Here is a 23,680-nt window from a genome sequence, read left to right on the forward strand (position 1 = left end):
GGTTTCGTGGCTGGGTAGCTCAGTTGGTACGAGCGATCGCCTGAAAAGCGATAGGTCGCCGGTTCGACCCCGGCCCCAGCCACCAGAGAGTCAAGAAGGCCCCGTCCATCGGACGGGGCCTTCTTGCGTTACTCCTCCCCTACGGTGACCTCCGCGGCCTCCGCGCGCGCCCGGCGGCGCCACTGCGCCAGCCCGACGCCCGCCGCCGCCAGCGCGACCAGTCCGAGCAGCGCCCAGTCCGGCACCGCGTCCGCGACGGACTGCACCCGCTGCTCCACCGCGAACGAGTCGTCCACGTCCAGCAGCCCCGGCAGTGCGCTCGCCCCGTCGTAGATCAGGAACAGCGCGCCGAGCAGGACGAAGAACAGGCCCGACGCGAGCGAGGTCGTGTGCAGTTCGAAGCGGCCGACCGAGAAGGTCCGGCCGCGCAGCCAGCGGCGGCGGCCGAGGTCGAACCGCTCCCAGAGCAGCGCCAGCAGGAACAGCGGCACCGCCATGCCCAGCGCGTACACCGCCAGCAGCAGGCCCCCGTAGACCGGACTGCCGCTGACCGCCGCCACCGTCAGGACGCTGCCGAGGATCGGGCCGGCGCAGAATCCGGCGAGCCCGTAGACCGCGCCGAGCGCGTACACGGACAGGGCGGTCGTCGGCCGGATCTTCCCGGACAGCTCCGAGATCCGCTTCGAGGCGAAGCCGAGTCCCAGGATCTGCGCGAGCCCGAGCGCGATGATCAGCCAGCCGCCGAACAGCACCAGCCCGTCCCGGTTGCTGTGGAAGAACCGCCCGGCGTACGAACCGGCCGCGCCCAGCGGTACGAGGGTGCTCGCGAGGCCCGCGTAGAAGATCCCGGTACGGGCCAGCAGCCGCGAGGTGGAATCGATGGAGTAGGCGAAGAAGGCGGGCAGGAGCAGGGCGCTGCACGGGCTGAGCAGCGCGAGGAGGCCGCCCAGCAGGGCGGCCAGGTATCCGATGTCGGTCACTTCGAGCCCGCCCCGGCCTGCGCCTGGGCCTGCGCCTTGGCCTTGGCGATGGCGGTGGTGAAGGCGTCCATGGGCTGGGCTCCGGCGATGGGCTGCCCGTTGATCAGGAAGGACGGGGTGGAGGTGACGCCGATGCCGTAGCCCTCCTCCTGGTCCTTGCGCAGGGCGGCGGAGGCCTGCTCCCCGGCCATGTCCTTCTTGAAGCGCTCCAGGTCCGGGACCCCGGCCTGCTGCGCCAGCTCCTCCAGCCGGGCCTCGCCGAAGCCCTTGTCCTTGGAGCCCTCGGCGTACGCGGCCGCGTGGAACTGCGCGAAGCGGTCCTGCTGGCCGGCGGCCCAGGCGGCCTTGGCGGCGGCCTCGGAGTCGGCGCCGAAGATCGGGAAGTTGCGCCACTCGATGCGCAGGGTGCCGTCCTCGACGTACTTCTTCATCAGCTCGGGCTCGGTGTCGCGGGCGAACTTCCCGCAGTAGCCGCACTTGAAGTCGGAGTACTCGATGAGGACCACGGGCGCGTCGGCGCGGCCGACGGCGAGCTTGTCGCCGGACTCGCGGCGGGCGAGCGCCTTCAGCTCCGCGTGGGCGTCGGAGGCCTGCGGCGCGGAGGCCGAGGAGGACTTGGCGGGGTTCTCGCCGGGCGCGGTGGCCTGCCAGGACACGATGCCGAGGGTGACCGCGGCGACGGCGACCCCGGCGGAGATCAGCAGGGGCTTGCGGGAGGAGGCGGGCTTACGGGGGGACGAGGACATGCGGATGCTCCAGAGCTGCGTAAAGAGGGGTACGGCGGACCGGGCGGGCTGCGACCGGTCCTCCTAGACCCGCATCACGGAGAGCTCCGGAGCAGACGGCGCCGGCCGCTCGGGCCCGCGTACGAGGACCCGTAGGGGTATCGCCCGCCCGTCCCAGGCCCGCTCCGCCCCGACCCGCGCGGGCGGCACGTGCCCCTGGTCCCCGGCTCCGCGCGGCGGCGCGGCCGGCAGCGGCCCCCGCTCCGGCGCCCCGGGGGCGCAGGCGGGCCCCCGACCGACGACCTCCGCGGCCCCGAACACCACGGCCGCGGCGGGGACCGCTGCGGGACCGGCCTGAGCCGGGACGGCGTGAGCCGAGGCGGGCTGAACCGGGACGGCGTGAGCCGGACCGGCCTGCGCCGAGGCGGCCCGAGCGGGAGCGGCCTGAGCCTGAGACGCCTGAGTCGCCGGAGCAGCGCAGGCCAGCAGCACCGCGAGCACGGCGCCGAGCAGGAGCCGCCATCCACGGGCTCCTCGGGCGCGGGCGCGGAACATGGCGGGCCTCTCACTCGGACGGCGGGTCGGTTCAGGGGATCTCGTCCCGAAATGGTACGGGGAGGGTGCACAAATGCGTTCGCCACCCGGCACCTGCGGGTGAGATCCTCGACCAGGTATGTCTACTTCCTTCGCCGCCCTGCAGACGCTTCTCGGTGAGATCAACCTCCGTGACGCGCACCGCCTCGGCCGCCGCCTCGAAGGCGCCCGCCGTATCCGCAAGCCCGAGGCCAAGCAGGCCGTACTCGACGAGATCGCCACGGAGGCCGAAAAGGCCGCCGCGCGACTGGCCGGGCGCGCCTCGCGGATGCCGGAGGTCACGTATCCCGAGAACCTTCCCGTCAGCCAGAAGAAGGACGAGATCGCCGAGGCGATACGCGACCACCAGGTCGTGATCGTCGCGGGCGAGACCGGCTCCGGCAAGACCACGCAGATCCCCAAGATCTGCATGGAGCTGGGGCGCGGCGTCCGGGGCATGATCGGCCACACCCAGCCCCGCCGGATCGCGGCCCGCACGGTCGCGGAGCGCATCGCGGAGGAGCTGAAGTCCGAGATCGGGCAGACGGTCGGCTGGAAGGTCCGGTTCACCGACCAGGTGGACCAGGACGCGACCTTCGTGAAGCTGATGACGGACGGCATCCTGCTCGCCGAGATCCAGACGGACCGCGAGCTGCGCGCGTACGACACGATCATCATCGACGAGGCCCACGAGCGGTCGCTGAACATCGACTTCCTGCTCGGCTACCTGGCCACGCTGCTGCCCAAGCGCCCCGACCTCAAGGTGATCATCACCTCGGCGACGATCGACCCGCAGCGCTTCTCCCGGCACTTCGGCGACGCCCCGATCGTCGAGGTCAGCGGCCGTACGTATCCGGTGGAGGTGCGCTACCGGCCGCTCCTCGAAGACGACTCCGAGGACTCCGACCGCGACCAGATCACCGCGATCTGCGAGGCCGTGGACGAGCTCCAGGCGGAGGGGCCGGGCGACATCCTGGTCTTCCTCTCCGGCGAGCGCGAGATCCGCGACACGGCGGACGCGCTGGAGAAGCGCAAGCTCCGCCTGACCGAGGTGCTCCCCCTCTACGCCCGCCTCTCGCACGCCGAGCAGCACCGCGTCTTCCAGCAGCACACCGGTCGGCGGATCGTCCTGGCCACCAACGTCGCCGAGACCTCGCTGACCGTCCCCGGCATCAAGTACGTGATCGACCCGGGCACCGCCCGCATCTCCCGCTACAGCCACCGCACCAAGGTCCAGCGGCTGCCGATCGAGCGGATCTCGCAGGCCAGCGCCAACCAGCGCAAGGGCCGCTGCGGCCGTACCTCGGACGGCATCTGCATCCGGCTCTACTCCGAGGACGACTTCACCACCCGTCCGGAGTTCACGGACGCCGAGATCCTGCGCACGAACCTGGCCTCCGTCATCCTCCAGATGACCGCGGCGGGCCTCGGCGAGATCGAGAAGTTCCCCTTCATCGACCCGCCGGACCACCGCAACATCCGCGACGGCGTCCAGCTCCTTCAAGAGCTCGGGGCCCTCGACCCGGCCGAGAAGGACCACAAGAAGCGGCTCACGCCGATGGGCCGCCAGCTCTCCCAGCTCCCGGTCGACCCGCGGCTCGCCCGCATGGTGGTGGAGGCGGACAAGAACAACTGCGTCCGCGAGGTCATGGTCATCGCGGCGGCCCTGTCCATCCAGGACCCGCGCGAGCGGCCCTCGGACAAGCAGACCCAGGCCGACCAGAACCACGCCCGCTTCAAGGACGAGACCAGCGACTTCCTCTCGTTCCTGAACATGTGGCGCTACGTGCGCGAGCAGCAGAAGGAACGCGGCTCGTCCTCCTTCCGCCGGATGTGCAAGCAGGAGTACCTGAACTTCCTGCGGATCCGCGAATGGCAGGACATCTATTCGCAGCTGCGTACGGTCGCCAAGGGCATGGGCATCCACGTCAACGAGGCCGATGCCCCGGAGACGAGCGTGCACATCTCGCTGCTCGCCGGCCTGCTCTCGCACATCGGGCTCAAGGACACCGACAAGAACGAGTACCTGGGGGCCCGGTCCGCCAAGTTCGCGATCTTCCCCGGCTCCTCGCTGTTCAAGAAGCAGCCCAAGTTCCTGATGTCGGCGGAACTGGTGGAGACCTCGCGGCTGTGGGCCCGGGTCAACGCCAAGGTGGAGCCGGAGTGGGTGGAGCCGCTCGCCCAGCACCTGATCAAGCGCACCTACAGCGAGCCGCACTGGGAGAAGGACCAGGCGGCCGTCATGGCGTACGAGAAGGTCACCCTGTACGGGGTCCCGATCGTCGCCCAGCGGAAGATCAACTACGGCCGGATCGACGCCGAGGTCTCGCGCGAACTGTTCATTCGCAACGCCCTGGTCGAGGGCGACTGGCGGACCCACCACAAGTTCTACGCCGACAACCGCAAGCTCCTCACCGAGGTGGAGGAGCTGGAGAACCGGGCCCGGCGCCGCGACATCGTGGTCGACGACGAGACGCTCTTCGACTTCTACGACCAGCGGATCCCCGAACACGTGGTCTCCGGCGCGCACTTCGACTCGTGGTGGAAGCACAAGAAGCGCGACGAGCCCGAACTGCTCGACTTCGAGCGCGAGATGCTGCTGACGGAGAAGGCGGCCGGGGTCACCAAGGCCGACTATCCGGACTCCTGGCACCAGGGCCGGCTGAAGTTCCGGGTGACCTACCAGTTCGAGCCGGGCGCGGACGCGGACGGCGTGACCGTCCACATCCCGCTCCAGGTGCTGAACCAGGTCACGGACGAGGGCTTCGACTGGCAGATCCCGGGCCTGCGGGAAGAGGTGGTCACCGAGCTGATCCGGTCGCTCCCGAAGCCGATCCGCCGGCACTACGTGCCCGCGCCGAACTTCGCGACGCGGTTCCTGGCCACCTCGCATCCCCTCCAGGAGCCCCTGCACGTCACGCTGGCCCGCGAGCTGCACCGGATGGTCGGGGTCCCGGTCACCGCCGAGGACTTCGACCTGACCCGGATCCCCGACCACCTGAAGATCACCTTCCGGATCGTCGACGAGCGCCGCAAGAACCTCGCCGAGGCCAAGGACCTGGAGGCCCTGCGGCTCCAGCTCAAGCCCAAGGCCCGCCAGGCCCTCTCGCAGGCCGCCGCGGCCACCGCCGAGCGGGAGGGCGGGGAGTCGGTGGAGAAGACCGGGCTGACGGACTGGACCATCGGCACCCTGACCAAGGTCTTCGAGACCCGCCGGGCCGGCCAGCCGGTGAAGGCGTTCCCGGCGCTCGTGGACGCCGGTACGAGCGTCTCCGTACGCCTCTTCGACACCGAGGCGGAGCAGCAGCAGGCGATGCGGCTCGGCACCCGGCGGCTGATCCTGCTCAACATCACGGTGAACCCGGCGAAGTTCGCCTCGGACCACCTGAGCAACCAGCAGAAGCTGGCGCTGTCGCGCAATCCGCACGGCTCCATCCAGGCGCTGTTCGACGACTGCGCCACCGCGGCGGCCGACCACCTGATCGCGCGGCACGGCGGACCGGCGTGGGACGAGGCGGGCTTCCGGAAGCTCTACGAGGCCGTGCGGACCGACCTGGTGGACACGACCGTACGGACGATCACGCAGGTGCAGCAGGTGCTGGCCGCCTGGCAGGCCTGTGAACGCCGCCTGAAGACCACGGCCAGCCTCGCCCTGGTGGCCAACGTCCAGGACGCCAAGACGCAGCTCGCGGCACTCATGCCGGCCGGCTTCGTCACGCTGACCGGACTGCCCCGGCTGCCGGACCTGATGCGCTACCTGGTGGCCGTCGACCGGCGGCTCCAACAGATGCCCACGGGGGTCCAGCGCGACACCACGCGCATGGAGAAGGTCCACGAGATGCGGGACGAGTACCTGTGGCTGCTGGAGCAGTTGCCCAAGGGCCGACCGGTCCCGACGGCGGTCACGGACATCCGCTGGATGATCGAGGAACTGCGGGTCAGCTACTTCGCGCACGCCCTCGGAACGGCGTATCCGATCTCCGACAAACGCATCGTGAAGGCGGTCGACGCGGCCGCTCCGGGACCTGCCCGCTGATCGGGTTCGACTGCACCCCCTGAGCTGCGGTACAGTCTGATTCGTAGCCGCCCAGCGGCTGCAAATCGAGGACCTGTGGAGCAGTTGGTTAGCTCGCCACCCTGTCAAGGTGGAGGTCGCGGGTTCAAGTCCCGTCAGGTTCGCAGTGACATCAGGGCCCGCATCCCCCAGGGATGCGGGCCCTGATGCGTTTCCGGGCCGGATGCATCCCGCCCGGCCCGCCCGGCCGACACGAACCTGCCCCCCGGGCCTGCCCCTCGGGGCCGCCCAACGGCCCCCCGGGCCACCGGAACCCGGTACGACGCCCCCAAGAGCCCCTGAGGGCCCGCCAGAGGGCTTCGCGAGCCCTCTTCTGGATCATCCGAAGGGTGGGCCGCCCTCCCGGCCCGGAGCGGGCGGAAATATCCCCCGTCCGCATGATGCGCTCTGCGCCGGACATCCCTTTACGGGGTGCATTGCCGGATGTACAAGAGTGATCACCTGTGACGGGAGTCACCACATGAGTTTTTGAGACGCACGCTTTTATGGGACCCATACGCCTGCTCGATTTAATATGTGTAATTGCACCCACCCCGGCCGACTCCGCACACGTGTACGACAGGACCCTGACCAGGGCATAAAAAAGATCGCGCTGGACCCGGCGGAGTCCAGCGCGATCGAACGACTGAAGAACCTGTTGGGGCAGGTCCGGTCGTTTGAAGCTATGTGGGGCTCATCGGATTGGGGGACCCGATATCGACCCGGCAATAAGTTGTGCTGCGGAACCTCAGGCCTCGCTGCGCTGCTGCGGAATTCCCGCAAGCAGTGCGCGGACCTCAGCCTCGCGGTAACGGCGGTGTCCACCCAGGGTGCGGATGGACGTGAGCTTGCCAGCCTTGGCCCAGCGAGTGACCGTCTTCGGGTCCACGCGGAACATCGTGGCAACCTCAGCCGGGGTCAGCAGCGGCTCGGCATCAGGGGTGCGAGCGGTCATGAGCGGCCTCCTCGGGAGAACCGAACCATCTCGGTTCTTTCCTCTAAATTCTGCACCTTGGCCCACGTTGCCCGAAATGGACATACGCGGGCCGAGTCGGTTATAGGACGAACGGCTTGTCCTCGGCACTACAACTACACCATCCGTCCAGCCTCGACGGCCAAACCGATGGAATTGCCCTCCGAGGTGTTCATCAGCGGCGGAAGCCGATGGACCGTCCCATAACGGACAGTCACCCCACTGTGACGATCAGTCACAGAGCGATCAGGAGTCGTCAGACCCCCCGTAGAGTGCAATGCCGAGCATTCCGCCCTTAGTTGGACGGAAGGAACCCTCCCCGGACTCCTTGTCCTATTTTGGCACGAGGGTAGGGGAAGGGCGCAAGGGTGTAGAAAGTGCGGTCCGTCACGCTTGGGCCAATGGCCCGTATCGGGACGTAGGTCCCGGAACAAAGACCCAAAAGAGGGCATCACGGTCCTGAGCTGCCGGTTCACCGGCGCGCTCCGCCGATCGGCCGATGGACACGCGGGCCCCGACCCGCTACCCGGACCGAAAACCGTGCCCGGCGAATTTCGCCCTAGTTCGCGAAGAGTCTCTCCCGGACCGCCCGCCACCGCTCCGCCAGGACCCCGTACGTCTCCGCCGCCCCGTCCCGGTCCCCGGCCCGCAGCGCCGCGATGCCCGCCGCCAGGTCCCGTGCCGAGTGGTCGGCCGCCAGCCGCTCCGCCGGCAGCGCGTGCGGCAGGCCGCCGTAGTCCAGCTCCACCATCGAGCGCGGGTGGAACTCCTCCAGCCAGCTCCCGACCTCCACCAGCCCCTCGGCGAGCATCCCGTAGCCCTCCGCCTCGCGCAGGGTCCGCAGCGCCCGCGCCAGGCGGCGCCGCGCCTGCACCATCGGCGTCCGGTAGCGCAGCCGCTCGCCGGGCACGTACTCCCGCTCCTCGTCGGCCACCAGCACGAACCAGCGCAGCGGCACCTGCCACACCCCCGTACGGATCCACGGGCGCGCGTCGGGGTTCCGCCCGCGCCAGGCCTCGTACTCCTCGGTGGCCCGGCGCCGGGTCACCGCGGGCAGGACGGCGTCGAGGACCGAGGGCGGGAACTCGGCCGACAGCTCCTCCAGCGCCAGCCAGCCGCGCAGCCTGGTGCGCCACGGGCAGACGAGCAGCACCCCGTCCACCTCGGCGGTGAAGGCGTCCGCGCTCTCGTGCGCCGGGACCCCGACCACGGGGACCCGTACCAAGTTCACCAGCGACCGGCGCAGTTCGTCCTGGGCGGTCGCCGTCGCCCCGCGCCGGGCGTAGTCGGCCCAGTGGGTGCGCTCGGGCTCCGGGAAGGCGGCCAGGGGCTCGTAGACGCGCAGGTACGAGGCGTACGGGACGGTCGGTGTCGACCGTGCGGAGGGCAGCCGGGGCTCGGGGGATTCGCTCACGCTCTCGTCCTCCCCCGCGGCGCGCGCCGGTACTCCGTACCCCCGTGAGTGTTCCGATCCTCGGACAGGTGGGATCACCGGGCGCCACAGGTCTTACGCTGCTCCCAGCGCGCCCTCCCCCACCCGCAGGGCGGGCGTCTTTCCCGCCGCATCTCTTCCATGGGAGTCACCACCGTGACCGAAATGACCGACGGCGTCCTGCACACCCTGTTCCGTTCGGAACAGGGCGGCCACGAGCAAGTCGTGCTGTGCCAGGACCGAGCCTCCGGCCTCAAGGCCGTCATCGCGATCCACTCCACCGCCCTGGGCCCCGCCCTCGGCGGCACCCGCTTCCACGCGTACGCCTCGGACGAGGAAGCCGTCCGTGACGCGCTGAACCTCGCGCGCGGCATGTCGTACAAGAACGCGCTCGCCGGGCTCGACCTCGGCGGCGGCAAGGCCGTCATCATCGGCGACCCGGACATCCTGAAGTCCGAGGAACTGCTGCTGGCCTACGGCCGGTTCGTGGAGTCCCTCGGCGGCCGCTACGTGACCGCCTGCGACGTCGGCACCTACGTGGCCGACATGGACGTCGTGGCCCGCGAGACCCGCTGGGCCACCGGCCGATCCCCCGAGAACGGCGGCGCTGGCGACTCCTCGGTCCTCACCGCCTTCGGCGTCTTCCAGGGCATGCGCGCCAGCGCCCAGCACCTGTGGGGCGACCCGACCCTGCGCGGCCGCAAGGTCGGGGTGGCGGGCGTCGGCAAGGTGGGCCACCACCTGGTCGAGCACCTGCTGGAGGACGGCGCCGAGGTCGTGATCACGGACGTGCGCGAGGAGTCCGTGACGCGGATCCTCGAGAAGCACGCCACCGGCAAGCACGCGGGCCGGGTCACCGCCGTCGCCGACACCGAGGCCCTGATCCGCGTGGCGGGCCTGGACATCTACGCCCCCTGCGCGCTGGGCGGGGCCCTGAACGACGCCTCGCTGCCGGTCCTGACCGCGAAGGTGGTGTGCGGCGCGGCGAACAACCAGCTCGCGCACCCGGGCGTGGAGAAGGACCTCGCGGACCGCGGGATCCTCTACGCGCCGGACTACGTGGTCAACGCGGGCGGGGTCATCCAGGTGGCCGACGAGCTCCACGGCTTCGACTTCGACCGCTGCAAGGCGAAGGCGACGAAGATCTTCGACACCACGCTGGAGATCTTCGCACGTGCGAAGGCCGACGGGATCCCGCCGGCGGCCGCCGCCGACCGGATCGCCGAGCAGCGCATGTCCGAGGCCCTCGCCGCGCGCACGGCCGCCCGCAGCGCCGCGCTCACGGTCTGATCCACAACGGGTCCCTTACGGGGGTCCGCACGGGGGTCCCCACAGGCGTCCTTATCGGGCTCTTATGGGGGCTTCCGGGGTGTCCGCCGGGGCGCGGCGAGACGGAACTCACTGCGCTTCGGCGGGTCGCCCGTCAGGAAAGGGCTAAAATCGCAGCTGACCAGCGAGGACGGGGCGCCTTGTTGGTACTGCACCGGGGCGCGTCATGCGGGCGACGTACCGTATGGCCGCGGAAGCAGGTACCGTTAAACCCCTACGGACGGTCTCTCCACGGAGAGCCCGCTCCGAACCATGAACGCGTGTCAGACTCTGGGGCCGTCGAGCCCCGTCACCGAGGGGGTCGAGCCATGGGGCGCGGCCGGGCAAAGGCCAAGCAGACGAAGGTCGCCCGCCAGCTGAAGTACAGCAGCGGCGGGACTGACTTGTCGCGTCTGGCCAATGAGCTGGGCGCATCGCCGACTGATCCGCCGCTGCCTGTCAGCGTGCCGGTCGAAGTCGATGACGATGACGATCAAGATGAGGACGACCCGTACGCCAAGTACGCGGCGCTCTACAACGACGATGACGAAGAGGACGAGGACGAAGAGTCCGGTCCGTCGGCGCATCGTCGCGGTGCTTGACGCTTTCGCGGTGCGTGACGCTCTCGTGGTGTCTGCACACCAGGTCTGAAACACCGAAACCCGGTCCAGGGCATTGCCCCGGACCGGGTTTCCGTGCTGTCCGCTCGCGTCAGTTCGCGTAGTCACCGGTCATGGTCGCGCCCTCGGCGTGGTCGCCGCGGCCTTGGATCTCGCCCGCGACCCAGGCGTCGACGCCCCGGTCGGCCAGGGCGGTCAGGGCCACGTCCACCGATTCCTGCGGGACCACGGCCATCATGCCGACGCCCATGTTCAGGGTCTTCTCCAGCTCCAGGCGCTCCACCTGCCCGGCCTTGCCGACCAGGTCGAAGATCGCGCCCGGGGCCCAGGTCGAGCGGTCGACCGTGGCGTGCAGGTGGTCCGGGATCACCCGGGCCAGGTTGGCCGCGAGGCCGCCGCCCGTGATGTGGGAGTAGGCGTGCACCTCGGCGGTGCGGGTGAGCGCCATGCAGTCCAGCGAGTAGATCTTGGTGGGCTCCAGGAGCTCCTCGCCGAGGGTCCGGCCGAGCTCCTCCACGTGCTGCTCCAGCGACATCCCGGCGCGGTCGAAGAGGACGTGGCGGACCAGTGAGTACCCGTTCGAGTGAAGACCGGAGGACGCCATCGCGATCACGGCGTCGCCCGTACGGATACGGTCCGCGCCCAGCAGGGCGTCGTACTCGACGACTCCGGTGCCGGCGCCCGCCACGTCGAAGTCCTCCGGGCCCAGCAGGCCCGGGTGCTCGGCGGTCTCGCCGCCGACCAGGGCGCAGCCGGCCAGGACACAGCCCTCGGCGATGCCCTTGACGATGGCCGCGACCCGCTCGGGGTGGACCTTGCCGACGCAGATGTAGTCGGTCATGAAGAGCGGCTCGGCGCCGCAGACGACGATGTCGTCCATGACCATCGCGACCAGGTCGTGGCCGATGGTGTCGTACACGCCCATGCGGCGGGCGATGTCCACCTTGGTGCCGACTCCGTCGGTGGCGGAGGCCAGCAGGGGGCGCTCGTAGCGCTTGAGGGCGGAGGCGTCGAAGAGGCCGGCGAAGCCGCCGAGGCCGCCGAGTACCTCGGGGCGCTGCGTCTTCTTCACCCACTCCTTCATCAGCTCTACGGCGCGGTCTCCCGCGTCGATGTCCACGCCCGCGGCTGCGTAGCTGGCACCGGTGGTCTTCTCTGTCATGACAGGAGAGAGCTTTCGTGTCGTTGCTGCGTGTGGTGCGGGGCCCCGGGAGAAGCTTCAAAGACAGGGCCCCGCGCAGGTTGAGCAGGGCACACCGGCCCCAGGGGGACCGGGTGCTCTACGGGGCTGCGAGCCCTACGGGCGCCGGAGCGCGTCGGCGGCGTCCGTACCGCCGGCCAGCTCCGTCTCCAGAAGCTGCTTGCCCAGGAGCTGCGGGTCGGGCAGCTCCATGGGGTACTCGCCGTCGAAGCAGGCACGGCAGAGGTTGGGCTTCTGGATGGTGGTCGCCTCGATCATCGAGTCGAGCGAGATGTACGCGAGGGAGTCGGCACCCATGGAGGTGGCGATCTCGTCGACGGTCATGCCGTTGGCGATCAGCTCCGCGCGGGTGGCGAAGTCGATGCCGAAGAAGCAGGGCCACTTCACGGGCGGGGAGGAGATCCGGATGTGGATCTCGGCCGCACCGGCCTCGCGGAGCATCTTGACCAGGGCGCGCTGGGTGTTGCCGCGGACGATCGAGTCGTCGACGACCACCAGGCGCTTGCCCCGGATGACTTCCTTGAGGGGGTTCAGCTTCAACCGGATGCCGAGCTGGCGGATCGTCTGCGAGGGCTGGATGAAGGTCCGGCCCACGTAGGCGTTCTTGACCAGGCCGACGCCGTACGGAATCCCGCTGGCCTCGGCGTATCCGACGGCGGCGGGCGTGCCCGATTCCGGCGTCGATATCACCAGGTCGGCCTCGGCCGGGGCTTCCTTGGCCAGACGCCGGCCCATCTCGACGCGCGAGAGGTAGACGTTGCGGCCGGCGATGTCGGTGTCCGGGCGCGCCAGGTAGACGTACTCGAAGACACAGCCCTTGGGCTTTGCTTCCGCGAAACGAGAGGTCCGCAGACCGTTCTCGTCGATCGCGATGAGCTCACCCGGCTCGACCTCGCGGACGAAGCTGGCGCCGCAGATGTCGAGGGCGGCGGTCTCGCTCGCGACCACCCAGCCGCGGTCGAGGCGGCCGAGGACCAGCGGGCGGATGCCCTGCGGGTCACGGGCGGTGTAGAGCGTTCCCTCGTCCATGAAGACGAGCGAGAAGGCGCCCTTCACCTTCGGGAGGACCTTGGTGGCCGACTCCTCGATGGTCAGGGGCTTGCCGTCGTCGTCCGTCTGGCCGGCCAGGAGGGCGGTGACCAGGTCGGTGTCATTGGTGGCCGCCACCTGGGTGGCGCGGCCGTCCTGACGGGGGAGGTCGGCGACCATTTCGGCGAGCTCGGCGGTGTTCACCAAGTTGCCGTTGTGACCCAGGGCAATGGAGCCGTGGGCGGTCGCACGGAAGGTCGGCTGAGCGTTCTCCCAGACGGAGGCTCCGGTGGTCGAGTAGCGGGCGTGACCGACCGCGATATGACCCTGGAGCGAGCCGAGAGAGGTTTCGTCGAAGACTTGGGAAACGAGGCCCATGTCCTTGAAGACGAGGATCTGGGAACCGTTGCTCACAGCGATGCCCGCGGACTCTTGTCCGCGGTGCTGCAGTGCATACAGTCCGAAGTAGGTGAGCTTGGCGACCTCTTCACCCGGAGCCCAGACACCGAAGACGCCGCAAGCGTCCTGGGGGCCTTTTTCGCCGGGGAGCAGGTCGTGGTTGAGTCGTCCATCACCACGAGGCACGCCCCCGAGTGTAGGCGAGATCGACCACTGGTCCGAATTGGGGACGCCCGGGAAATGTCACAGCACGGAGGGTGACGTGGCCTCCGCTTTGGGTGGCGTCTCGGTATCCGGATGCCCTTGTTGACATCTACAACCGCATTCGGACAGTCTCTCGACCCATGCAGCCCCTCGGTGACCGTTCCGTCACCCTCGTAGAGCGCCGCCACGTAGACCTGGTCCGTGTCGCGAGCGCCATCTGTCGCTGCTCCGCGTAGCCACAACTCTTCCTCCCCCTTTCACATTTCCGCTCCGCCCAGCTCCGCCCTGCCGTGCCGCGCGCCGTCCCGCGCCCGCCCGGGGCGAGCGGCCGAGCCGTGCCCTGGAGTACCTGTGTCTTCGTACGAGAACAAGCTGTCCCGGCGTGCCTTCGGCGGCGCCGTCGGAGCGAGCGCCGCAGCCGCGGCCGTGGGGCTCGGCGGCGCCTCGCCGGCCGAGGCGGCCGAGTCCCCGTCCGCCCCTTCCGCCGGTTCGGAGCGGGAGTTCCGGGCCGACCGGGGTCGCCGCTCCCGCCGCCCGAACATCCTGTTCATCCTCGGGGACGACCTCGGCTGGGCCGACCTGTCCTCGTACGGGTCCCCGAACATCAAGACCCCGAACCTGGACAGGCTCGCCCGCCAGGGCGTGCGCTTCACCGACGCCTACTCCGGCTCCGCGACCTGCTCCCCGACCCGCTTCAGCCTGTACACCGGGCGCTACCCGGGCCGCACCAAGGGCGGGCTCGCCGAGCCGATAGCCGACAAGACGGCCGGGCTGGAGCCCACCCACCCCACGCTGGCCTCGCTGCTGCGGGGCTCCGGCTACGCGACGGCGCTGATCGGCAAGTGGCACTGCGGCTACCTGCCCGACTACAGCCCGACCAAGTCCGGCTGGGACGAGTTCTTCGGGAACTTCGGCGGAGCCCTGGAGTACTACTCCAAGCTCGGTCTGGGCGGGGAGTACGACCTCTACGAGGGCGACGCCGAGTACAAGGACCTGCGGTACTACACCCGGATCCTGACCGAGCGGGCGAGCGAGTACGTCTCCCGCGACCACGGGGACAAGCCGTGGCTGCTGAACCTCAACTTCACCACCCCGCACTGGCCGTGGATCGCCGACGGGGACACCGCGCAGAGCGCCGAGGTGGAGCGGCGGATCAAGGCGGGCGACTCACGGGCCCTGTGGCACCAGGACGGCGGCTCGATCGAGAAGTACAAGCAGATGGTGGAGGACCTCGACCGCTCGGTCGGCGAGGTGCTGAAGGCCCTGAAGCGCTCCGGCCAGGAGGAGGACACCCTGGTCTTCTTCTCCAGCGACAACGGCGGCGAGCGCTTCTCCTACAACTGGCCGCTCTCGGGCAACAAGGCCTCCCTCCAGGAGGGCGGGATCCGGGTCCCGAACATCGTGCGCTGGCCCGCCCGGCTGGACGGCGGCCAGGTCAGCCACGTCCCGGTCTTCACCCCGGACTGGACGGCGACCCTGCTGGAGCTGGCCGGGGCCCGCGCGAACCCGGCGTACCCGCTGGACGGGGTCAGCCTGGCCGGATACCTGCTGCGGGGCGAGAAGATCGCCGAGCGGAACCTCTTCTGGCGGGTCCGCGGGGAGCGGGCGCTGCGCCGCGGCGACTGGAAGTACTACCGCGGCAAGGCGGGCCGCGACCAGCTCTTCAACCTGGCCGGGGACATCCGCGAACAGGCCGACAGGGCGGCGCTGGAACCGGCCCGGCTGGCCGAGCTGCGGGCGGCCTGGGAGAAGACGGACTCGGGGCTGCTCCCGTACCCGGGCTGATCTCCGTACGGCGCTGCGGCCGGGGCGGTCCACAGCCTGTGGAAAGCCGCCCCGTCCGGGGCGGGATCACTCCACGGCCGAGGCCGCCCGGGCGGTGACGCCCTTGATCTCCCCGTCGGCGGTCGCGGTCAGGGTGAGGGCGTCGCCCTTGATCTCCACGGTGAGCGGGCCGCCGCCGAACAGCCCGGTCAGCTCCCGCTCCACCTCACCGGCCGGGCCCTCGCAGGCGATCCGGGTGGTGGCGAGGGGCCCGAAGGTGAGCAGCGGCCCCTGGACGACGGCCTTGGCGGTGAACCGGTTGCAGCCGAGGCCGCCGCTCGCGGTGCCGTCGGCGGCCAGGGTGAACCAGGCCTTGCCCTCGACGCCGGCGGGAAGCGGTGAGGCCGTCTCCCGCCCGACGAGGGAGTCCACGGTCCACCGGGTGGCGAGCAGCGGCGCGTCGGGCGTACGGGGCTCCGCGCTCAGGGTGACCACGTTCCCGGGCCCGGTGCGCGGTTCGGCGGTGGCGCAGGAGACGGTGGCCGTCAGGGCGAGGGCCGCGGTCAGGGGGGCGAGGAGGAGCCGGAGCGGGCGCATGCCGGTGGGACGCGGGCCGGGCCGCAGTGGTTCCCCGGTCAGCTCATCAGGGGGAGCAGCGCCGAGAGGTCGGCACGCTCGCCGCTGGCCCTGACCTGGGCGCCGTCCAGGGCCTCGGCCCAGGTCGTGCGGCCCGTGGCGAGGCGGATCCAGGTCAGCGGGTCGGTCTCCACCACGTTCGGCGGGGTGCCGCGGGTGTGCCGGGGGCCCTCGACGCACTGGACCACCGCGAAGGGCGGGACCCGGAACTCCACCGCCCCGCCCGGCGCCTTGATCGCGAGGGCGTCGGCGAGCAGCCGGGTGCAGGCGGCCAGGGCCTGGCGGTCGACCGGGATGTCCAGCCCGGTGGCGCGGCGCAGGTCGTCGGTGTGGACCACGAGCTCGACGGTGCGGGTGACCAGGAAGTCGGCCAGGGTCATGGCCCCGATCCACAGGTCCAGCACCCGGCTGCCGGGGTGCGTCTCGAGGGCCTCGGCCAGGCGGGCGCCGGCCCGGTCGTAGAGCTCGGAGAGCGGGGCGCCCTCCAGGGTCTCCTTGGCCGCCTCGGCGATCTTCCCGGCCAGGGAGGCCGTCGCGAAGGGCCATTCGGCGGCGGGCAGTTCGGCGACGGCGGCGGGCGGCCGGGCGAGGCCGCCGGCCAGCGAGTCGGCGATCCACGCGATGTGCGCGGCGAGTTCGGCGACGGACCAGTCCCCGACCCCGCTCGGCCGGGCGAGCTGCTCGGGGTCCAACCCCCGTACGGCGTCCCGGACATGACCGAACTGTGCGAGGACGGCCTCGCGGGTCCGGGCGGGATCGTAGGTGCGCGGCTTCTTCTTGGCGGGAGGCATGGGCCGACCCTACGCCGCACGGAATCCGGCCGCCGTCAGACCTTCGGGGCCGCAGGCAGGGTGGTCTCGCAGCCGGCCTTCGCCGCCGCGCGCAGGGCCGCCTCGCGGGCCAGTCCCGACAGGAAGCCGGGCCTGCCGCGGCCCGGGGAGTCGCCTTCGGTGGCGGCGGTCGCCCGCAGGGCGGTCACTCCGCCGGACCTGGCGGGGTCGGCGCACCGCGCGATCGCCACGACGCTGCGGGCGTCGTAGTCGAACCGGCTCGCGCCCGGTTCGGCGTCCTTGGAGGCCTCCACCTTGAGGGAGGCGAACTCCTCCATCTGCTCCTGGCCCTCGAACGTCACCGCACGCAGCAGCACACACGCCTGGTCCGCCGTGGCGCCCGCCTCCACCTTGGGCATGCCGAACCCCATCACCGCATCCGGATCGACCAGTCCCTGACAGTTCTCGATGATTTCCGCCCGGCTCTGCGCGCGGTCCCCGGAGTTGTCGTAGAGGAACCAGCCGCCCACCCCCATGGCGGCCACGATCACCGGTATCCCGACCCCGAGGAGCCATCGGCCCCGACTCTGCGCCATCTGCGCCCCGTTCCCCCGTCGGCCCCGCCACCGCCGTCGGCGCGGGCTCCTTGCCGGAACGGACGAGCCCCCGCCCGGAACAGTTCCGGACGGGGGCTCGAAAAATGGCGGCTCAGGCGAGCAGCGCCGGGATCGTCGCCTCGTGGGCGGTGCGGAGCTCGGTCAGGGGGAGCGTGAACTCGCCCTGGACCTCGATCTCCTCGCCGTCCACCACACCGATCCGGGTCGCCGGCAGGCCCCGCGCACCGCACATGTCGGTGAAGCGGAGCTCCTCGCTGCGCGGGACGGCCACGATGGCCCGGCCCGCGGACTCGGAGAACAGGAAGGTGAAGGCGTCCAGGGTCTCCGGGACCACGATCCGCGCACCGTTGCCGCCGCGCAGGCAGGACTCGGTGAGCGCCTGGATCACGCCGCCGTCGGACAGGTCGTGCGCGGCGTCGATCATGCCGTCGCGCGAGGCCGAGATCAGGATCTCGCCGAGCAGCTTCTCGCGGCCCAGGTCCACCTTGGGCGGCATGCCGCCCAGGTGCTGGTGGACGACCTCGGACCAGGCGGAGCCGCCGAACTCCTCGGCGGTGTCGCCGAGCAGGTACAGCAGCTGGCCGGCCTCCGCGAACGCCATCGGCGTACGGCGGTTGACGTCGTCGATCACACCGAGGACCGCCACGACCGGGGTCGGGTGGATCGCGATGTCGCCGGTCTGGTTGTAGAGGGAGACGTTGCCGCCCGTGACCGGGGTGCCCAGCTCCAGGCAGCCGTCGGCGAGACCGCGGGTGGCCTCGGCGAACTGCCACATGACGTCCGGGTCCTCCGGCGAGCCGAAGTTCAGGCAGTCGGAGATGGCGAGCGGCTTGGCGCCGGTCGCGGCGACGTTGCGGTACGCCTCGGCCAGCGCGAGCTGCGCGCCCGTGTACGGGTCGAGCTTGGCGAAGCGGCCGTTGCCGTCGGTGGCCATCGCGACGCCGAGGTTGGTCTCCTCGTCGATGCGGACCATGCCGGCGTCCTCGGGCTGCGAGAGCACCGTGTTGCCCTGCACGAAGCGGTCGTACTGGTCGGTGATCCAGGACTTCGACGCCTGGTTCGGCGAGGAGACCAGGGCCAGGACCTGTGCGCGCAGCTCCTCGGAGGTCGCCGGGCGGGGCAGCTTGCCCGCGTCGTCGGCCTGCAGGGCGTCCTGCCAGGAGGGGCGGGCGTAGGGGCGGTGGTAGGTCGGGCCCTCGTGGGCGACGGTGCCCGGGGGCACGTCCACGATCAGCTCGCCGTGCCAGTAGATCTCCAGCTGCTCGCCGTCGGTGACCTCACCGATGACGGTGGCGATCACGTCCCACTTCTCGCAGATCTCCATGAAGCGGTCCACGTACTGCGGCTCGACGATCGCGCACATGCGCTCCTGCGACTCGCTCATGAGGATTTCCTCGGGCGAGAGCGTCGCGTCGCGCAGCGGGACGGTGTCCAGGTCCACGCGCATGCCGCCGGAACCGGCGGAGGCCAGCTCGGAGGTGGCGCAGGAGAGCCCGGCGCCGCCGAGGTCCTGGATGCCCGCGACCAGCTTCTCCTGGAAGATCTCCAGGGTGCACTCGATGAGGAGCTTCTCCTGGAAGGGGTCGCCGACCTGGACGGCGGGGCGCTTGGTGGGCTTGGTGTCGTCGAAGGTCTCGGACGCGAGGACCGAGACGCCGCCGATGCCGTCGCCGCCGGTGCGGGCGCCGTAGAGGATGACCTTGTTGCCGGGGCCGGAGGCCTTGGCGAGGTGGATGTCCTCGTGCTTCATCACGCCGATGCAGCCGGCGTTGACGAGCGGGTTGCCCTGGTAGCAGGCGTCGAAGACGACCTCGCCGCCGATGTTCGGCAGGCCCAGGCAGTTGCCGTAGCCGCCGATGCCCGCGACCACGCCCGGCAGGACGCGCTTGGTGTCGGGGTGGTCGGCCGCGCCGAAGCGCAGCGGGTCGACGACCGCGATCGGGCGGGCGCCCATGGCGAGGATGTCGCGGACGATGCCGCCGATGCCGGTGGCCGCGCCCTGGTAGGGCTCGATGTACGAGGGGTGGTTGTGCGACTCGACCTTGAAGGTGACCGCGTAGCCCTGGCCCACGTCGACGACGCCGGCGTTCTCGCCGATGCCGACGAGCATCGCGTCGTTCTGGGGGACCTTCTCGCCGAACTGCTTCAGGTGGACCTTGCTGCTCTTGTACGAGCAGTGCTCGGACCACATGACCGAGTACATGGCGAGCTCGGCGCCGGTGGGCCGGCGGCCGAGGATCTCCCGGATGCGGGCGTACTCGTCCTCCTTGAGGCCGAGCTCCTTCCAGGGCTGCGCCGAGTCCGGGGTCTCCGTGGCGTTCTTGACCGTGTCGAGGCTCATGCGTTGACCAGCTTCTTCAGGACCGAGGTGAAGAACGGGAGGCCGTCGGTGCGGCCCGTCCCGATCAGCGGCTCGACCGCGTGCTCGGGGTGCGGCATGAGGCCGACGACGTTGCCCGCGGCGTTGGTGATGCCGGCGATGTCGCGCAGCGAACCGTTCGGGTTACCGCATCCATCAGCGGCTTCGCCGCGGACGACGTAGCGGAAGGCCACTCGGCCTTCGGCCTCCAGTTCGTCCAGCACGCGCTCTTCGGCCACGTAGCGGCCGTCCATGTTCTTGAGCGGTACGGAGATCTCCTGGCCGGCGGTGTAGTCGCCGGTCCACGCGGTCTCCGCGTTCTCCACCCGGAGCTTCTGGTCGCGGCAGATGAAGTGCAGGTGGTTGTTCCGGAGCATCGCCCCCGGCAGCAGGTGGGCCTCGGTGAGGATCTGGAAGCCGTTGCAGATGCCGAGGACGGGCATGCCGCCCTTGGCCTGCTCGATGATGGTCTCCATCACCGGCGAGAACCGGGAGATGGCCCCGGCGCGCAGGTAGTCCCCGTAGGAGAAGCCGCCCGCGAGGACGACCGCGTCGACCTGGTGCAGGTCCTTGTCGCGGTGCCAGAGCGAGACCGGCTCGGCCCCCGCGAGGCGGATGGCGCGCAGCGAGTCACGGTCGTCGAGCGTTCCGGGGAACGTGACGACTCCGATGCGAGTGGTCACCGTCAGGCCTCGACCTTCACGGTGAAGTCTTCGATGACGGTGTTGGCGAGGAAGGTTTCGGCCATCTTGTGGATGCGGTCGAGGGCGGCCTGGTCGACCGGTCCCTCCACCTCCAGTTCGAAGCGCTTCCCCTGGCGGACGTCGGCGATTCCCTCGAAGCCCAGGCGCGGTAGTGCACGCTGCACCGCCTGGCCCTGGGGGTCGAGGATCTCCGGCTTGAGCATGACGTCGACTACGACGCGTGCCACTGGCACTCCCGATGAGGTGGTTGGTGCGAAGGCGGTTCCCTCAGCGTACCTGTAGGAAATTTCTACGCGGGTAGATATCTCTCTTGTGCGATCCTCCACGTCGTTTCGGCTTCACCAACGCTTCGCAAAATCCGCCGGAAAACCACGCGTCCGGCATTGCGGCGGGACACGCGGAGATAATTAACTGGGCTTCGCAATGCAATGAGAATCGGGGTACAAAGGAATCCTCCGATGCGTGGGCATTTTCCGCTGCGTGACGGGGGCGGAAAGTTGCATTGCTCCGAAACATCCACACAGGCGACATCACCGCTCCATCCCAGCTCTCCAGCGGGGGAGCGGGGGTCGCACGAAGGGACCGATATCCGTGGCGCAGCGCGTAGTAGTCACGATCTCCGACGACATCGATGGCGGAGAAGCATCGGAAACGGTCGTCTTCGGGCTGGACGGTAAGTCGTACGAGATCGACCTCAATGTGGCCAACGCAAAGAAACTGCGGAAGAGCCTCGCCCCGTTCGTGGCGGCCGGCCGCCGCCAGTCCCGTTCCGGGAAGGCGTTCAAGCACACCGCCATCGCCCCCGACCCGGCGGTCGTCCGGGCCTGGGCCCGGTCCAACCAGCTCGACGTCCCGCCGCGCGGCCGGATCCCCAAGAAGGTCTACGAGGAGTACAACGCGGCTCACTGAGGGCCGATTTGCCATCCACCCCTACTGGTCCGCTAGTGTGTGGATCACGCCGAGGGGCGAGGCCGCAAGGTCAAACCCCGAAGTCGTGCGGGTGTAGTTCAGTAGCAGAACATCCTCCTTCCAGGGGGAAGGCGCAGTGTGCGATCCCTGTCACCCGCTCTGCAGGCTTTACCGACCACGGTTGTGGATCAGGTAGAGTGATGCACGCATCGCACGGCAGTTTTGTCGTGGGAAGCATGCGGACGTAGCTCAGTTGGTAGAGCACCACCTTGCCAAGGTGGATGTCGCGCGTTCGAGTCGCGTCGTCCGCTCAGCGTATGAAGGCCCTGATCATTGATCGGGGCCTTCTTCGTATGCCCGGATAGCGGACCGATCTCCGCCCGGATACCCGAAACCCGATGACATGTGTCATGGCCGGGTCCGGCGTCCCGCCGCGAGACTGGGGCCATGAAACTCACGGGATGGTGGAAGAACCGCAGCAGCGCGGGGAAGGTCGAGCTCTACACGCGCTGGTCGTTCCACTTCTTCGTGCTGATCGAGATCTTCTCGATCGGGCTGCCGGCCGTGGCGTCCATGGCCAAAAACACCTCCCCGGCGCTCGGGGTCTCGCTCTTCCTGACGGTGTGCGCGCACTCCGTGGTCGTCGGGGTCCTCTCCTCCCGGGCCCTCGACTGGATCGTGGGGCGACGCGAGCGCCCCGTACGGCTCGCGGCCTTCACCGCCGCCGTCACCGCGGCTGCCTGTCTCGCCGTCCTGGCCGTCCGGGCGACCGTGCCGTCCGTGGACGCGCCGCTGGCCGCGACCCTGCTCGTCGGCATGACCGCCTTCGCCACCGGCACGCTCGTCCTGTGCCTGCGCGAGGTCCGGCAGATGCGCTACGTGGCTCCGGCCACCGCCGTCCTCGTCGGGGTGGCCGCGCTCGCCTTCCGCATCCCGGCCGGCGAGGCCACCGGCTACGCGGTCGGGGTCCTGTTGAGCGGCGTCTTCCTCTCCGCGGCCTGCGGGTTCTCCGGATGGCTGCTCGGCGCGGTGTACGAGCTCGACCGTGCCCGCGAGCTCCAGGCGCAGCTCGCGGTGGCCGAGGAGCGGCTGCGCTTCGGCCGCGACCTGCACGACGTGATGGGCCGCAACCTCGCGGTGATCGCCCTCAAGAGCGAGCTGGCAGTACAGCTGGCCCGGCGCGAACGCCCGGAGGCCGTGGACCAGATGATCGAGGTGCAGCGGATCGCCCGGGAGTCCCAGAAGGAGGTCCGCGACGTGGTCCGCGGCTACCGGGAGGCGGATCTCGCGGTGGAGCTCGAGGGCGCGCGCGGGGTGCTCCACGCGGCCGGGATGGACTGCCGGGTCGAGTTCACCGCGGGCCGCGACCTTCCCGCCGAGGCCCAGTCGGCGCTCGGCTGGGTGGTGCGCGAGGCGACGACCAACGTGCTGCGGCACGGAGACGCCCGCAGCTGCTCGATCCGGCTGACGGCGGCGCCCTCGGGCGCGCTGACGCTGGTGGTGGAGAACGACGGGGCCCCCAAGGTCCCGGCCGGGCCGCCGGGCTCGGGGCTCGCGGGGCTGCGGGAGCGGCTCGCGGTGCTGGACGGCACGCTGGAGGCCGGTCCGGTGGAAGGCGGCCGGTTCAGGGTGCGCGCGCAGATCCCGGGCCCTGCGGCCGAACCGATCCTGGAACCGGAGACACGCTGATGAGCCCTGTACGCGTACTGCTGGCCGACGACGAGCACCTGATCCGGGGCGCGCTGGCCGCGCTGCTGGGACTGGAGGACGATCTGCTGGTCGTCGCGGAGGCGGCCTCGGGGCCGGAGGCGCTCGCGATGGCGCGGGCCCACCGTCCGGACGTGGCGGTGCTGGACCTGCAGATGCCGGGGGCCGACGGTGTGAGCGTGGCCACATCGCTGCGGACCGAACTCCCCGACTGCAAGACCATGATCGTGACCAGTCACGGTCGCCCCGGCCACCTGAAGCGGGCCCTCGCCGCGGGCGTACGGGCCTTCGCGCCGAAGACGGTCTCGGCGCAGCGGCTGGCCGAGCTGATCCGGACCGTGCACGCCGGAGGCCGTTACGTGGATCCGGAGTTGGCAGCCGACGCGATCAGCGCGGGGGACTCCCCGCTGACCGCCCGGGAGGCGGAGGTCCTGGAACTGGCCGGTGACGGGGCGCCGATCGCGGAGATCGCGGAGCGGGCCTCACTGTCCCCGGGGACCGTACGGAACTACCTCTCCTCGGCGGCCTCGAAGCTGGGCGCCGAGAACCGGCACACGGCGGTGCGTCTCGCACGGGCCCGGGGTTGGGTATAGTAGTTCTCGCGCTACGGCGCACCTGCGGACATAGCTCAGTTGGTAGAGCACCACCTTGCCAAGGTGGATGTCGCGCGTTCGAGTCGCGTTGTCCGCTCTGCAGTGAAGAAGCCCCCCGGTCCT

Annotated in this window: 21 protein-coding genes and 5 tRNA genes; 13 read left to right on the forward strand and 13 right to left on the reverse strand. The window is 70.3% G+C overall.

Annotated elements, in window-relative coordinates; translation table 11 throughout:
• Positions 1-8 precede the first annotated feature (8 nt).
• Positions 9-85, forward strand: a tRNA-Phe gene (locus OG490_RS17650).
• A gap of 43 nt (positions 86-128) precedes the next feature.
• Here the strand turns inward: OG490_RS17650 and OG490_RS17655 are convergent.
• The 3 genes from OG490_RS17655 to OG490_RS17665 form a co-directional block, all read right to left on the reverse strand.
• Positions 129-980, reverse strand: coding sequence for a cytochrome c biogenesis CcdA family protein (locus OG490_RS17655; protein ID WP_330297254.1), 852 nt, complete (start codon positions 978-980; stop codon positions 129-131).
• Positions 977-1,726, reverse strand: a complete 750-nt coding sequence (locus OG490_RS17660; protein WP_330297255.1) for a DsbA family protein — start codon at positions 1,724-1,726, stop codon at positions 977-979. The genes OG490_RS17655 and OG490_RS17660 overlap by 4 nt, the downstream gene beginning before the upstream one ends.
• Positions 1,727-1,789: 63 nt before the next feature.
• The gene (locus tag OG490_RS17665; RefSeq protein WP_330297256.1) at positions 1,790-2,260 is read right to left on the reverse strand and encodes a hypothetical protein; all 471 of its coding nucleotides are present in this window, start codon (positions 2,258-2,260) and stop codon (positions 1,790-1,792) included.
• A 118-nt stretch (positions 2,261-2,378) separates the two neighbouring features.
• On the opposite strand from OG490_RS17665, the gene hrpA reads away from it, so the two are divergent.
• On the forward strand, positions 2,379-6,314 hold the full coding sequence (gene hrpA, locus OG490_RS17670) for an ATP-dependent RNA helicase HrpA (protein WP_330297257.1): 3,936 nt from the start codon (positions 2,379-2,381) through the stop codon (positions 6,312-6,314).
• A gap of 69 nt (positions 6,315-6,383) precedes the next feature.
• Positions 6,384-6,457: transfer RNA gene (locus OG490_RS17675), tRNA-Asp, on the forward strand.
• A 623-nt stretch (positions 6,458-7,080) separates the two neighbouring features.
• Here the strand turns inward: OG490_RS17675 and bldC are convergent.
• Positions 7,081-7,287: a developmental transcriptional regulator BldC gene (gene bldC, locus OG490_RS17680; RefSeq protein ID WP_003949541.1), complete on the reverse strand. Its 207-nt coding sequence runs from the start codon at positions 7,285-7,287 to the stop codon at positions 7,081-7,083.
• 577 nt (positions 7,288-7,864) lie between these two features.
• Positions 7,865-8,719 carry a hypothetical protein gene (locus OG490_RS17685; RefSeq protein ID WP_330297258.1) on the reverse strand — a complete coding sequence of 285 codons (855 nt, stop codon included), beginning with the start codon at positions 8,717-8,719 and terminating at the stop codon, positions 7,865-7,867.
• Positions 8,720-8,893: 174 nt separating this feature from the next.
• Between OG490_RS17685 and OG490_RS17690 the strand changes: the two genes are divergently transcribed.
• Together OG490_RS17690 and OG490_RS17695 are read left to right on the forward strand one after the other, a co-directional pair.
• The gene (locus OG490_RS17690; RefSeq protein WP_330297259.1) at positions 8,894-10,027 is read left to right on the forward strand and encodes a Leu/Phe/Val dehydrogenase; all 1,134 of its coding nucleotides are present in this window, start codon (positions 8,894-8,896) and stop codon (positions 10,025-10,027) included.
• A 347-nt stretch (positions 10,028-10,374) separates the two neighbouring features.
• Positions 10,375-10,647, forward strand: a complete 273-nt coding sequence (locus OG490_RS17695; protein ID WP_112449218.1) for a DUF3073 domain-containing protein — start codon at positions 10,375-10,377, stop codon at positions 10,645-10,647.
• Between the two features lie 109 nt (positions 10,648-10,756).
• On the opposite strand, the gene purM is transcribed toward OG490_RS17695, so the two are convergent.
• Positions 10,757-11,827 (reverse strand): phosphoribosylformylglycinamidine cyclo-ligase, encoded by a 1,071-nt coding sequence (gene purM, locus OG490_RS17700; protein WP_330297260.1) that lies wholly within the window; start codon positions 11,825-11,827, stop codon positions 10,757-10,759.
• 135 nt (positions 11,828-11,962) lie between these two features.
• On the reverse strand, positions 11,963-13,480 hold the full coding sequence (gene purF / locus OG490_RS17705) for an amidophosphoribosyltransferase (RefSeq protein ID WP_330297261.1): 1,518 nt from the start codon (positions 13,478-13,480) through the stop codon (positions 11,963-11,965).
• A gap of 158 nt (positions 13,481-13,638) precedes the next feature.
• On the opposite strand from purF, the gene OG490_RS39210 reads away from it, so the two are divergent.
• Positions 13,639-13,734: a putative leader peptide gene (locus OG490_RS39210; protein WP_350325720.1), complete on the forward strand. Its 96-nt coding sequence runs from the start codon at positions 13,639-13,641 to the stop codon at positions 13,732-13,734.
• Between the two features lie 115 nt (positions 13,735-13,849).
• Positions 13,850-15,283: a sulfatase-like hydrolase/transferase gene (locus OG490_RS17710; protein ID WP_330297262.1), complete on the forward strand. Its 1,434-nt coding sequence runs from the start codon at positions 13,850-13,852 to the stop codon at positions 15,281-15,283.
• A 66-nt stretch (positions 15,284-15,349) separates the two neighbouring features.
• On the opposite strand, the gene OG490_RS17715 is transcribed toward OG490_RS17710, so the two are convergent.
• From OG490_RS17715 to purS, 6 genes are all read right to left on the reverse strand, one after another.
• Positions 15,350-15,859, reverse strand: a complete 510-nt coding sequence (locus OG490_RS17715) for an META domain-containing protein (RefSeq protein WP_330297263.1) — start codon at positions 15,857-15,859, stop codon at positions 15,350-15,352.
• A gap of 38 nt (positions 15,860-15,897) precedes the next feature.
• On the reverse strand, positions 15,898-16,689 hold the full coding sequence (locus OG490_RS17720; RefSeq protein ID WP_330297264.1) for a maleylpyruvate isomerase family mycothiol-dependent enzyme: 792 nt from the start codon (positions 16,687-16,689) through the stop codon (positions 15,898-15,900).
• Positions 16,690-16,724: 35 nt separating this feature from the next.
• Positions 16,725-17,264, reverse strand: a complete 540-nt coding sequence (locus OG490_RS17725; protein WP_330297265.1) for a hypothetical protein — start codon at positions 17,262-17,264, stop codon at positions 16,725-16,727.
• Between the two features lie 112 nt (positions 17,265-17,376).
• A complete protein-coding gene (gene purL, locus OG490_RS17730; protein ID WP_330297266.1) occupies positions 17,377-19,626 on the reverse strand; it encodes a phosphoribosylformylglycinamidine synthase subunit PurL in 2,250 nt (749 codons plus the stop codon).
• Positions 19,623-20,327, reverse strand: coding sequence for a phosphoribosylformylglycinamidine synthase subunit PurQ (purQ, locus tag OG490_RS17735; protein WP_330297267.1), 705 nt, complete (start codon positions 20,325-20,327; stop codon positions 19,623-19,625). The genes purL and purQ overlap by 4 nt, the downstream gene beginning before the upstream one ends.
• A gap of 2 nt (positions 20,328-20,329) precedes the next feature.
• On the reverse strand, positions 20,330-20,581 hold the full coding sequence (gene purS, locus OG490_RS17740) for a phosphoribosylformylglycinamidine synthase subunit PurS (RefSeq protein ID WP_008740952.1): 252 nt from the start codon (positions 20,579-20,581) through the stop codon (positions 20,330-20,332).
• 358 nt (positions 20,582-20,939) lie between these two features.
• Between purS and OG490_RS17745 the strand changes: the two genes are divergently transcribed.
• The 6 genes from OG490_RS17745 (at position 20,940) to OG490_RS17770 (ending at position 23,654) form a co-directional block, all read left to right on the forward strand.
• Complete coding sequence (locus tag OG490_RS17745) at positions 20,940-21,257, forward strand: histone-like nucleoid-structuring protein Lsr2 (protein WP_330297268.1); 318 nt, start codon at positions 20,940-20,942, stop codon at positions 21,255-21,257.
• Positions 21,258-21,344: 87 nt separating this feature from the next.
• Positions 21,345-21,416 (forward strand) — tRNA-Gly (locus OG490_RS17750).
• Positions 21,417-21,495: 79 nt separating this feature from the next.
• A tRNA-Gly gene (locus OG490_RS17755) sits at positions 21,496-21,568 on the forward strand.
• 136 nt (positions 21,569-21,704) lie between these two features.
• Positions 21,705-22,946, forward strand: a complete 1,242-nt coding sequence (locus tag OG490_RS17760) for a sensor histidine kinase (protein WP_330297269.1) — start codon at positions 21,705-21,707, stop codon at positions 22,944-22,946.
• On the forward strand, positions 22,946-23,557 hold the full coding sequence (locus OG490_RS17765) for a response regulator transcription factor (RefSeq protein WP_330297270.1): 612 nt from the start codon (positions 22,946-22,948) through the stop codon (positions 23,555-23,557). The genes OG490_RS17760 and OG490_RS17765 overlap by 1 nt, the downstream gene beginning before the upstream one ends.
• Positions 23,558-23,581: 24 nt before the next feature.
• Positions 23,582-23,654 (forward strand) — tRNA-Gly (locus OG490_RS17770).
• Positions 23,655-23,680 lie beyond the last annotated feature (26 nt).

The sequence above is a fragment of the Streptomyces sp. NBC_00503 genome, from assembly GCF_036346895.1.
Lineage (GTDB): Bacteria > Actinomycetota > Actinomycetes > Streptomycetales > Streptomycetaceae > Streptomyces.

Coding starts and splice junctions, on each gene's coding strand:
- OG490_RS17720 (WP_330297264.1), bottom strand. CDS start 16,689: ATGCCTCCCGCCAAGAAGAAGCCGCGCACCTACGATCCCGCCCGGACC.
- OG490_RS39210 (WP_350325720.1), top strand. CDS start 13,639: ATGCAGCCCCTCGGTGACCGTTCCGTCACCCTCGTAGAGCGCCGCCAC.
- OG490_RS17760 (WP_330297269.1), top strand. CDS start 21,705: ATGAAACTCACGGGATGGTGGAAGAACCGCAGCAGCGCGGGGAAGGTC.
- purL (WP_330297266.1), bottom strand. CDS start 19,626: ATGAGCCTCGACACGGTCAAGAACGCCACGGAGACCCCGGACTCGGCG.
- OG490_RS17695 (WP_112449218.1), top strand. CDS start 10,375: ATGGGGCGCGGCCGGGCAAAGGCCAAGCAGACGAAGGTCGCCCGCCAG.
- purM (WP_330297260.1), bottom strand. CDS start 11,827: ATGACAGAGAAGACCACCGGTGCCAGCTACGCAGCCGCGGGCGTGGAC.
- OG490_RS17715 (WP_330297263.1), bottom strand. CDS start 15,859: ATGCGCCCGCTCCGGCTCCTCCTCGCCCCCCTGACCGCGGCCCTCGCC.
- OG490_RS17665 (WP_330297256.1), bottom strand. CDS start 2,260: ATGTTCCGCGCCCGCGCCCGAGGAGCCCGTGGATGGCGGCTCCTGCTC.
- hrpA (WP_330297257.1), top strand. CDS start 2,379: ATGTCTACTTCCTTCGCCGCCCTGCAGACGCTTCTCGGTGAGATCAAC.
- OG490_RS17765 (WP_330297270.1), top strand. CDS start 22,946: ATGAGCCCTGTACGCGTACTGCTGGCCGACGACGAGCACCTGATCCGG.
- OG490_RS17660 (WP_330297255.1), bottom strand. CDS start 1,726: ATGTCCTCGTCCCCCCGTAAGCCCGCCTCCTCCCGCAAGCCCCTGCTG.
- OG490_RS17725 (WP_330297265.1), bottom strand. CDS start 17,264: ATGGCGCAGAGTCGGGGCCGATGGCTCCTCGGGGTCGGGATACCGGTG.
- bldC (WP_003949541.1), bottom strand. CDS start 7,287: ATGACCGCTCGCACCCCTGATGCCGAGCCGCTGCTGACCCCGGCTGAG.